The organism is Sphingopyxis sp., assembly GCF_016463645.1.
Taxonomy (GTDB): Bacteria; Pseudomonadota; Alphaproteobacteria; order Sphingomonadales; family Sphingomonadaceae; genus Sphingopyxis.
Genome location: NZ_JAEMQX010000143.1, coordinates 1 through 8,559 on the forward strand (window position 1 = coordinate 1; position 8,559 = coordinate 8,559).

General features: G+C 64.2%; 9 protein-coding genes. All 9 read left to right on the forward strand.

Translation table 11 applies throughout. The features are described 5' to 3' along the window. The coding region (pyrH, locus tag JHC57_RS19270) for a UMP kinase (RefSeq protein WP_294032146.1) at positions 1 to 570 on the forward strand (570 nt) is incomplete at its 5' end. 23 nt (positions 571 to 593) lie between these two features. Next, positions 594 to 1,148 carry a ribosome recycling factor gene (gene frr / locus JHC57_RS19275; RefSeq protein ID WP_293646677.1) on the forward strand — a complete coding sequence of 185 codons (555 nt, stop codon included), beginning with the start codon at positions 594 to 596 and terminating at the stop codon, positions 1,146 to 1,148. Positions 1,149 to 1,182: 34 nt separating this feature from the next. Next, entirely contained in the window at positions 1,183 to 1,875 is a 693-nt protein-coding gene (uppS, locus tag JHC57_RS19280) for a polyprenyl diphosphate synthase (RefSeq protein ID WP_294032147.1), read from the forward strand. A gap of 3 nt (positions 1,876 to 1,878) precedes the next feature. After that, positions 1,879 to 2,556, forward strand: a complete 678-nt coding sequence (locus tag JHC57_RS19285; RefSeq protein WP_294032149.1) for a phosphatidate cytidylyltransferase — start codon at positions 1,879 to 1,881, stop codon at positions 2,554 to 2,556. A gap of 1 nt (position 2,557) precedes the next feature. Further along, positions 2,558 to 3,724 (forward strand): 1-deoxy-D-xylulose-5-phosphate reductoisomerase, encoded by a 1,167-nt coding sequence (locus tag JHC57_RS19290; RefSeq protein WP_294032151.1) that lies wholly within the window; start codon positions 2,558 to 2,560, stop codon positions 3,722 to 3,724. Continuing rightward, the gene (gene rseP, locus JHC57_RS19295; protein ID WP_294032156.1) at positions 3,717 to 4,847 is read left to right on the forward strand and encodes an RIP metalloprotease RseP; all 1,131 of its coding nucleotides are present in this window, start codon (positions 3,717 to 3,719) and stop codon (positions 4,845 to 4,847) included. Before JHC57_RS19290 ends, rseP begins: the two co-directional genes overlap by 8 nt. 73 nt (positions 4,848 to 4,920) lie before the next feature. Beyond that, positions 4,921 to 7,626, forward strand: a complete 2,706-nt coding sequence (bamA, locus tag JHC57_RS19300) for an outer membrane protein assembly factor BamA (RefSeq protein ID WP_294032158.1) — start codon at positions 4,921 to 4,923, stop codon at positions 7,624 to 7,626. After that, entirely contained in the window at positions 7,626 to 8,315 is a 690-nt protein-coding gene (locus JHC57_RS19305) for an OmpH family outer membrane protein (protein WP_294032152.1), read from the forward strand. The genes bamA and JHC57_RS19305 overlap by 1 nt, the downstream gene beginning before the upstream one ends. A 5-nt stretch (positions 8,316 to 8,320) precedes the next feature. Then, a partial coding sequence (gene fabZ, locus JHC57_RS19310) for a 3-hydroxyacyl-ACP dehydratase FabZ (protein WP_294032154.1) occupies positions 8,321 to 8,559 on the forward strand: 239 nt, incomplete at its 3' end.

Consider the following 8,559-nt stretch of genomic DNA (forward strand, 5'->3'; position numbering starts at 1 on the left):
ATCGGCGGCGGCAACATCTTTCGCGGCATGGCGGGCGCCGCCAAGGGCATGGACCGCGCGCAGGCCGACTATATGGGCATGCTCGCGACCGTGATGAACGCGCTCGCGATGCAGAATGCGCTCGAGCAGCTTGGCGTCGAAACGCGCGTCCAGTCGGCGATCGAGATGGACAAGGTGTGCGAGCCGGTGATCCGCCGCCGCGCCGAACGCCATATGGAAAAGGGCCGCGTGGTGATCTTCGCCGCCGGCGTCGGGGCGCCCTATTTCACGACCGACAGCGGTGCCGCGCTCCGCGCCGCCGAAATGAAGTGCGACGCGCTGCTCAAGGGCACGAGCGTCGACGGTGTCTACAATGCCGACCCCAAGAAGGATTCGAGCGCGGTACGCTACGACACGCTGAGCTATGACCGTGTGCTCGCCGACAATCTGAAGGTGATGGACGCGAGCGCCGTGGCGCTGTGCCGCGACAATCATATCCCGATCGTCGTGTTCAATATCCGCGAGCCGGGCAATCTGGCGCGCGTGCTGGCGGGCGAGGGCGTTTCCACCGTCGTCACCGACGCGGGCTGACCAAATCAAGAGAGGAAAGACAGATGGCGAAATATGACAAGGCCGACCTCGAACGCCGCATGCACGGCGCGGTCGAATCGCTGAAGAGCGACCTCGCGGGCCTGCGCACCGGTCGCGCGCACACCGCGCTGCTCGATCCGGTGACGGTCGAGGTCTATGGCAGCCACATGCCGCTGAACCAGGTCGCCTCGGTCAGCGCGCCCGAGCCGCGCATGCTGTCGGTGCAGGTGTGGGACAAGTCGAACGTCGGTCCCGTCGACAAGGCGATCCGCTCGGCGGGTCTCGGGCTCAACCCGATCGTCGATGGTCAGATGCTGCGCCTGCCGATCCCCGAAATGACGCAGGAGCGCCGCAAGGAGCTGTCGAAGCTCGCCGGCCAATATGCCGAAAAGGCGCGCGTCGCCGTCCGCAACGTCCGCCGCGACGGCATGGACAATCTGAAGGCAGACGAGAACAAGAAGGAAATCAGCGAGGACGATCGCAAGCGTTCGGAAACCGAGGTCCAGAAGCTGACCGACGCGACGATCGCCGAAATCGACGCCGCCGCGACCGCCAAGGAAAAGGAAATCCTGGGCTAGTGGATCGGTCGGTTTCCGGGACCCTGTACAGATCATGACGACACCAGCCGCCAGCCACGGCGCACGCCATGTCGCCATCATCATGGACGGCAATGGCCGCTGGGCTAGGAAGCGTCTGCTGCCTCGCGTCGCCGGCCACAAGGCGGGGGTCGAGGCGGTGCGCACGATCGTCCGCGCGGCAGGCGACCTCGGTATCGAGGCGATGACGCTTTACGCCTTCAGTTCCGAAAACTGGAAGCGGCCCGAGGAAGAGGTCAATGACCTGATGGGGCTGATGAAGCGCTTCATCCTGTCCGACCTCGACGAATTCGCCGCGAACGATGTGAAGCTGAAAGTCATCGGCAACTGGCGGGCGCTTGCGCCCGACGTCGTCGCGCTGATCGAGAATGCGCTCGACCGCACCTCGGGCAACAAGCGCACGACGCTCGCGGTCGCGCTCAACTATGGCGCGCAGGACGAACTGGTGCGCGCGGCGACCGCTGCGGCCGCATCGGGCGAGATCACGGCCGAGGCGATCGAGGCGAACCTCGATACCGCCGACATGCCGCCGCTCGACCTGCTCATCCGCACGTCGGGCGAGGTGCGGCTGTCGAATTTCCTGCTCTGGCAGTCGGCCTATGCCGAACTCTATTTCACCGACATATTGTGGCCGGACTTCAAACCGGCCGATCTGAAAGCGGCGCTCGACCATTTCGCGCGCCGTGATCGCCGCTACGGGGGACTTTAGGGCATGACGGCAGCGGGCAAATCGGACCTGTGGGTGCGGATCGGATCGGCGATCGTCCTGTTCGCGATCGCGGGCACCGCGCTGTGGTTCGGCGGCATCGCCTTCGGCTTGCTGCTCCTTGTCGGCGGCGCGCTCGTCCTCGTCGAATGGTTTCAGCTCGTGAAGCGCATGACGCTTGGCGGGGGCAGCAAGACTGCGCTCAATATCCTTGGACCCATCCTCGTGCTCGGCGCGATGGCGGGACTCTGGTTCATCCGCGACCGTCTGGGCGTTACTGCCGCGCTCTGGGTCTTCGGCATGGTCTGGGCGACCGACATCGGCGCCTATTTCGCCGGCCGCGCCTTTGGCGGAGCGCGTCTCGCACCCAGGATCAGCCCGTCGAAGACCTGGTCGGGGCTCATCGGCGGCATGGTCGCCGCGCTGATCGCCAGTGCCACCATCGGCGACCGCGCGGGCATCGTCGGCGTGCCGCTGTGGATCGGCCTGTTCATGGGGCTGCTCGCGCAGCTCGGCGACCTCGCACAAAGCTGGATGAAGCGGCGCGCGGGGGTCAAGGATTCGGGCAAGCTCATTCCCGGACACGGCGGCCTGTTCGACCGCGTCGACGGGGTGCTGCCGGTCGCGCTGCTGCTCGGCGCGCTCGCGTTCGTGAGCCAGATCGCCGTGCGGGCGGCGGGCTGAAATGAGGCAGCGTCGCCTCTCGCTGTTCGGGGCCACGGGATCTGTCGGGCAGTCGACGCTCGATCTCGTCCGCCGCGACGGTGAAAGCTGGCGCGTTGCCGTGCTCACCGCCAATTGCGACGTCAGGGAACTGGCGAGGCTTGCGAAGGAATTCCGTCCCGATATCGCGGTGGTTGCCGATGAAAGCTGCCATGAAGCGCTGAAGGAGGCGCTCGCGGGTACGGGTATCGAAACCGCCGCCGGTGCCGCCGCGCTCGTCGAGGCGGCGCTGCGCCCGACCGATCTCGTCATGGCCGCCATCGTCGGCACCGCCGGCCTTGCTCCGACGATGGCCGCGCTGGCGGCCGGTTATGACGTCGCACTCGCCAACAAGGAGGCGCTGGTCTCGGCGGGCGAGTTGATGACCGCGGTCGCGCGCACCTCGGGCGCGACGATCCTGCCTGTCGACAGCGAGCATAATGCGATTTTCCAGTGCCTTGCGGGCGGGCGGGTCGACCAGGTGCGCCGGATCATCCTGACCGCGAGCGGCGGCCCCTTCCGCACCATGAGTGCCGCGGACATGGCGCGGGTGACGCCGGAACAGGCGGTTGCGCATCCGAACTGGTCGATGGGCGCGAAGATCAGCGTCGATTCGGCGACGATGATGAACAAGGGGCTCGAACTGATCGAGGCGCATCATCTGTTCCCCGTCGGGCTCGACCGCATCGAGATACTCGTCCATCCGCAGTCGGTGATCCACAGCCTCGTCGAATATATCGATTGCTCGACGCTCGCGCAGCTCGGCTCGCCCGACATGCGCATCCCGATCGCGTCGGCGCTCGCCTGGCCGCAGCGCATGGCGACGCCGTGCGCGCCGCTCGATCTTGCCAGCATCGCGCGGCTCGATTTCGAGGCGCCCGACGAGGTGCGCTTTCCCGCGACCGCGCTCTGCCGCGCCGCGATCGCCGAGGGTGGTGCGCGCCCCGCGCAGCTCAACGCCGCAAACGAGGTGGCGGTCGCCGCTTTCCTTGGCGGACGGATTTCCTTCCCCGCGATCGTCGACACAGTGCGCCGCGTGATCGATGCCGAGGCGCCCGCGGTGCCCGCATCGCTTCAGGACATATTCAGCGTCGATGCCGCATCCCGCGCGGCTGCGCAGCGTTTTGTGGACCAGTATGAACATGCTTGACGTACCGCTTTGGCTTTATCCGATCGCGTTTCTGGCGGTGCTGGGGCCGCTCGTGTTCGTGCACGAATATGGCCATTACATCGTCGGCCGCTGGTGCGGGGTGAAGGCCGACACCTTCTCGATCGGTTTCGGGCGCAAGATACTCGGCTGGACCGACAAGCGCGGCACCGAATGGAAGATCGGCTGGCTGCCGCTCGGCGGCTATGTCCAGTTCGCGGGCGACCGCGATGCGGTGAGCCAGCCCGATGCGTCGTGGCAGCACCTGCCCGCCGAGCAGAAATCGCATACTTTTCCTGCGCAGCCCGTGTGGAAGCGCATGCTCATCGTGCTGGCGGGGCCTGTCACGAATTTCCTGTTCGCGATTGCGATCTTTGCCGTCTTTGCGATGATTTACGGTGTCGGTCGCACACTGCCCGTCATCGGCAAGGTCGATGCCGGACGGCCGGCAGCCGAAGCCGGGCTGCTCGCCGGTGACCGGATCATATCGGTTGATGGGCAGTCTATCGAATTGTTCACCGATCTTCCGCGTGCCATCTCGTTCAATCTCGCGAAGCCCGCTCAACTGGTCGTCGAGCGCGGTAGCGATCGTTTTACGCTGACGCTGAAACCGCAGATGATTACCGAGACCGATGCATTCGGCAACAGATCGCAACGCGCAATTCTCGGTATCTGGCCCGGCGAGCCCGTCTATACGGCTGTCGGTCCGGTCGAGGCTCTGCGCGTGGGTGTCAACCAGACCGTCGGTATCGTCCGCCTGACCGGCTCGATCATGCAGCAGTTCCTGACCGGTCAGCGTTCGATCAAGGAAATGGGCGGCCCTGTTAAAATCGCAAAGGCATCCGGTGAGGCGGCGTCGCTGGGGATTGAGGATCTGATCCTGTTCACCGCCTTCATTTCCATCAATCTCGGGTTCATCAACCTCTTGCCATTGCCGATGCTCGATGGCGGTCATCTGGCTTTTTACGCCTATGAGGCGATCCGGCGACGTCCCGCGCCCGCGCAGGCGCAGGAATGGGCGTTCCGATTCGGCTTTGCGGCAATCGTGACGTTGATGCTGGTCGTGACTTTCAACGATTTGGGCTCAATTGGCGTGTGGGACGGGATCGCCCGCTTGATTGGTTAGCGAGTCTGGGGCAGGGAGTGGCGCGCAAACCCGCGGTCAGGCGGGTTTGTCGCATTTGAGTTATTTTTTCGGGATGAACAGCGTGGCTTCACACAAATATCCGGGCCGGACGCAGCTGTCGGTGATTCTTCTGGCCGGCACGATGCTTGCGACGCCGGTGATGGCGCAGGATGCTGCGCCGCCGCCGATCCCCGCGCCGACGGTCCCCGCACCGGCTCCCGAAGCCGCGCCGGCGGCGACGACGGTCCAGTCGATCACCGTCGTCGGCAACCAGCGGCTCGAGGCGCAGACGATCCTGTCGTATCTGCGCCTGCGCGTCGGTCAGCAATATGACCGCTCGGTGCTCGACCAGGCACTGAAGGACCTGGCCGCCACCGAATTGTTCAAGGATTTCCAGATCACCGACAATAATGGTGCGCTGACGATCCAGGTCACCGAAAACCCGGTGATCAACCGCGTCATCCTCGAAGGCAACAAGCGCCTGAAGGAAGACAAGATCCGTCCCGAGATCAAGCTCGCGCCGCGCCAGATATTCACCCGGTCGAAGGTCCGCGCCGACGTCGCGCGCATCATCGAGCTCTACAAGCGGCAGGGCCGCTTCGCCGCGACGGTCGAACCCAAGATGGTGTCGCTCGACCAGAACCGCGTCGATGTCGTGTTCGAGATCAACGAAGGGCCGAAGTCGAAGGTCCGCCAGATCAACATCATCGGCAACGAGAAGTTCAGCGACGGCGATCTCAAGGACGAGATGGCGACGAAGCAGTCGAGCCTGATGACGATCCTGTCGTCGAACACCAGCTACGACCCCGATCGCCTCGCCTATGACCAGCAGAAGCTGCGCCTCTTCTACCTGACCAACGGTTACGCCGATTTCCGCGTGATTTCGGCGGTTGCGGAGCTGACGAGCAACAAGCAGGACTTCATCATCACCTATGTCGTCGAGGAAGGCGAGCGCTACAAGTTCGGCGACGTCGACGTGAAGAGCGAGATCCGCGACTTCCAGCCCGAGACGCTGAAGAAACTGCTGCCGATGCACACCGGCGACTGGTACGACGCCAAGCTGGTCGAGGACACGGTCGAAAGCCTCAGTGAAACCGCGGGCCTGTTCGGCTACGCCTTCGCCGATATCAATCCCGAATTCCGCCGCGACCCCGAAACGCGGACGATGGCGATCACCTTCAACGTCGCCGAAAGCCCGCGTACCTACGTCGAGCGCATCGACGTCAACGGCAACACGCTGACCCACGACAAGGTGGTCCGCCGCGAATTCCGCCTGAACGAAGGCGATGCCTTCAACAGCTTCGGTATCAAGCGCACCGAGAACCGCATCAACAGCCTCGGCTATTTCCAGGAGAATCTGGAAATCGAGCGCAAGGAAGGCACGACGCCCGACCGCATCATCCTCGAAACCAATGTCGAGGAAAAACCGACGGGCGAACTGTCGCTGTCGGCCGGTTTCTCGTCGATCGAGAATTTCCTGCTGCAGGCCTCGATCCGCCAGCGCAACTTCCGCGGTCTCGGCCAGCAGCTGCAGGCTTCGGTCAACTATTCGAGCTATTCGAAGTCGATCGAACTCGGCTTCACCGAACCCTATCTGTTCGACCGCAACATCTCGATCGGCGGCAGCGTCTATCGCCGCGACCTCAATTCGTTCAACTTCATCAACAATGATCGCCGGACGACGTTCCAGCAGATCACGACGGGTGCACAGGTCAACGTTGGTGTCCCGCTGACCGAATTCATGTCCTTCTTCGGCCGTTACAGCATCAACTTCGACGATGTGACGCTCGACCGGGACATCTATTATTTCGGCGGCGAGTGCGATCCGCTCGTTGCGGGCCGCTACCTCTGCGACGCGATCGGCAACCGGACCACCTCGCTGATCGGCTATACGCTCGCCTATGACGACCGCGACAACCGCCTGCGCCCGACGCGCGGCCAGTCGCTGTCCCTGAGTCAGGATTTCGCGGGCCTCGGCGGCAGCGTCAAATATGTCCGCACACGCGCGAACGCGTCGAAGCACTTCAACCTCGGCAGCCGTTTCATCCTCAACGTCTCGGCAGAGGGCGGCTATATCTACCCGTTCGGCGGGCGCCCGACCCCGACCAGCGACAAGGTCCGCCTGACCGACCGCTTCTTCCTCGGCGAACCGCAGATGCGCGGCTTCGACATTCGCGGCGTCGGTCCGCGCGTCATTCGTTATGGCGTCGACAACAGCGATCCCGCCAATCCGATCGTCGTCACCGACGGCCGCAGCGATCGCGGCCAGATCGACGACGCGCTCGGCGGCCGCGCCTATTATCAGGGCCGGATCGAGCTCGATATCCCGCTCGGCACCGGCGCGAAGGAAATGGGACTTCGTCCGTCGATCTTCCTCGACGTCGGCTCGGTGTTCAGCGTCCGCCGTCCGACGCTGACGACGCTTGCCAATTTCAAGGAAACCGACCCCAATGCGCCCGGTTTCGGCCTGACCAAGTCGCTTTGCCGCAATGCGAGCACGGGGGCCACCCAGTTCGCAACGGAAACGATGACGACGCCGGAAGGCGGCGTCCCGACCGGCACCGGCCAGTACACGACCTGCCCGGAAAATTTCTCGCTCCTCAATCCGTTCGAGGAACGCTTCTTCGGCGACACCTGGATGCCGCGCGTGTCGATCGGCGCCGGGGTGAACTGGAACTCTCCTTTCGGTCCCTTCCGGATCGACTTCGCTTACGCCCTTCGCAAAGAAGAGGGCGATGACACCAAACGCTTCTCATTCAACGTAGGAACCCAATTCTGATGAAGAAAATTATTGTCGCTTCGGCGCTGGCGATCGCCACGCTGTCGGTTTCGCCCATCCTGTCGGCTCCCGCCATCGCGCAGGCGAAGGGTGTCGGCGTCGCCGACGTCCGCATCGCCGCGGCGCGTTCGAACGCATTCCAGACCGCGTCGAAACAGATCGAGACGACCTACAAGGCGCAGATCGACCAGCAGCAGTCGCGCGGCCAGACGCTGCAGGCCGAAATCAACGTCCTGATCGCGAAATATAACGAAGAGGCGAAAAAGACGCCGCAGAACCAGGCGGCGCTCCAGGCCGCGGCAAAGGCCGTCCAGGACAAGCGCCAGGCCGCGCAGACCGAGCTGGGCCAGATCGGCGCGCCGGTCGATCTCGCGATCGCCTATGTCGAGGATCAGATCAGCGTTCGCATGAACGAAGCCATCAAGGCGGCGATGACCGCGAAGAAGATCGACCTGCTGCTCAACCCCGACGCGGTGCTGGCGCGTGAGAACAATGTCGACATCACCGACGCGGTGGTGACCGAGCTCAATCGCATCCTGCCCAATGTTTCGATTGCGGTTCCGGCCGGCTACCAGCCGGGCCAGCTCGTCCAGCAGCGCAACCAGCAGCTGATGGATCAGGCACGCGCCGCGCAGGGCACGACGACGCCCGCACCCGCGCCGACCGGCACCGCGCCGACGACCCGCTAAGCCCGATGGCGGACGGGGAAATAACCGACGGCGCAATGGGGCCGGTGGATATCCGCCGGATCCTGACGCTGCTGCCGCATCGTTATCCGATGCTGCTCGTCGACCGGGTGGTCTCGATGGTGAAGGACACCACGATCCACGCGGTCAAGGCGGTGACGATGAACGAGCCCTTCTTTCAGGGGCATTTCCCCGGCCGGCCGATCATGCCCGGCGTCCTCATCGTCGAGGCGCTGGCGCAGGCCGG